We start from the raw sequence: 1,459 nt of genomic DNA, 5'->3' as shown, positions 1-1,459 counted from the left end.
GAAGGCCAGGGCGAAGGCGCCCTCCAGCCGCTTCAGGGCCGCGGCGCTGGCCTCGCGCGGCGCCATCTGCCGGTCGAGATAGTGGCTGACCAGATGGGCAACGATCTCGGAATCGGTCTCGGTGGCGAAGACATGGCCATGGCCCTCGAGCTCGCGGCGCAGCTCGCGGAAATTCTCGATGATGCCGTTGTGCACGATCGCGACCCGGCCGGTCGCGTGCGGATGGGCGTTGTTTTCGGTCGGCCGGCCATGGGTCGCCCAGCGGGTATGGCCGATGCCGATGGTGCCGTCGATCGGCGCCTCGCCGAGCCGAGCCTCGAGATGGACCAGCTTGCCTTCGGCGCGGCGGCGCTCGATCCGACCGTCGACCAGGGTGGCGATGCCGGCGGAATCATAACCGCGATATTCCAGGCGCTTCAGCGCCTCGACCAGGCGGGACGCGACCGGCTGCGTCCCGACGATGCCGACGATGCCGCACATCAGCCCTTCTCCTGCGCACGCTTGGCCTTCTCAGCCTTCTTCTTCTCGCGATAGCCGGGCGCCCAGCCCGGCTTGTCCTCCTGCCGGGCGCGGCCGATCGCCAGCGCGTCGGGCGCCACATCGCGGGTGATGACGCTGCCGGCGGCGATGTTGGAGCGGTCGCCGACCGTCACCGGCGCCACCAGCACGGTGTCGGAGCCGACGAAGACCTCGGCGCCGATGCTGGTGCGGAACTTGTTGTAGCCGTCGTAATTCGAGACGATGGTGCCGGCGCCGATATTGCTCTTCGCGCCGACCGAGACGTCGCCGAGATAGGTCAGGTGGTTGGCCTTGGCCCCGGCGGCGAGGTCGGCCGCCTTCAGCTCGACGAAATTGCCGATATGCGCCCCCTCGCCCACCACCGTGGTCGGCCGCATCCGGGCGAAAGGCCCGATCCGGGCGCCAGCGCGGATCGTCGCCCCCTCGATGTGGCAGAAGCCCAGGATCTCGACCCCGTCCTCGATCGTGACGCCGCGGCCGAAGAAGGTCGACGGGCCGATCACCACGTCCCGGCCGACCCTGGTGTCGGCGGAGAACCAGACGGTCTTCGGGTCGACCAGCGTCGCACCCTCGAGCATGGCGTGGCGGCGCAGCCGGTCCTGCAGGATCGCCTCGGCCTCGGCCAGCTCGACCCGGGAGTTGATGCCCAGCACCTCGGCATGGTCGCCTTCGACCACGCTGCAGGCCCAGCCACGGGCGCGGGCGGCCGCGACCGTGTCGGTCAGGAAGAACTCGCCCTTGGCGTTGTCGGCCGTCAGCGCGCCGATCAGCTCCGGCAGGCGGCGGCCGTCGAAGGTCATGATGCCGGCGTTGCACAGCCCGATCCGGCGCTCGTCCGGGCTGGCCTCGGAAAATTCGACGATGCGGTCGAGGCCGCCATCGCCGGTCAGCACCAGCCGGCCATATTGCAGCGGGTCGGCCGGGCGCATGCCCAGCACCA

Annotated in this window: 1 protein-coding gene and 1 pseudogene; both read right to left on the bottom strand. The window is 70.2% G+C overall.

What is annotated here, in order from left to right; genetic code table 11:
* A pseudogene (locus FFK22_RS41750) lies at positions 1 to 480 on the bottom strand (glutamine--fructose-6-phosphate aminotransferase); the annotation flags it as partial.
* A partial coding sequence (locus FFK22_RS41745) for a DapH/DapD/GlmU-related protein (protein ID WP_143956999.1) occupies positions 480 to 1,459 on the bottom strand: 980 nt, incomplete at its 5' end. The gene FFK22_RS41745 and the pseudogene FFK22_RS41750, both read right to left, overlap by 1 nt.

Source organism: Mycobacterium sp. KBS0706, from assembly GCF_005938675.2.
Classification (GTDB): Bacteria; Pseudomonadota; Alphaproteobacteria; order DSM-16000; family Inquilinaceae; genus Inquilinus.
The sequence above is the reverse complement of the archived record's forward strand: the minus strand, read 5'-3'. Positions and strand labels throughout refer to the sequence as shown.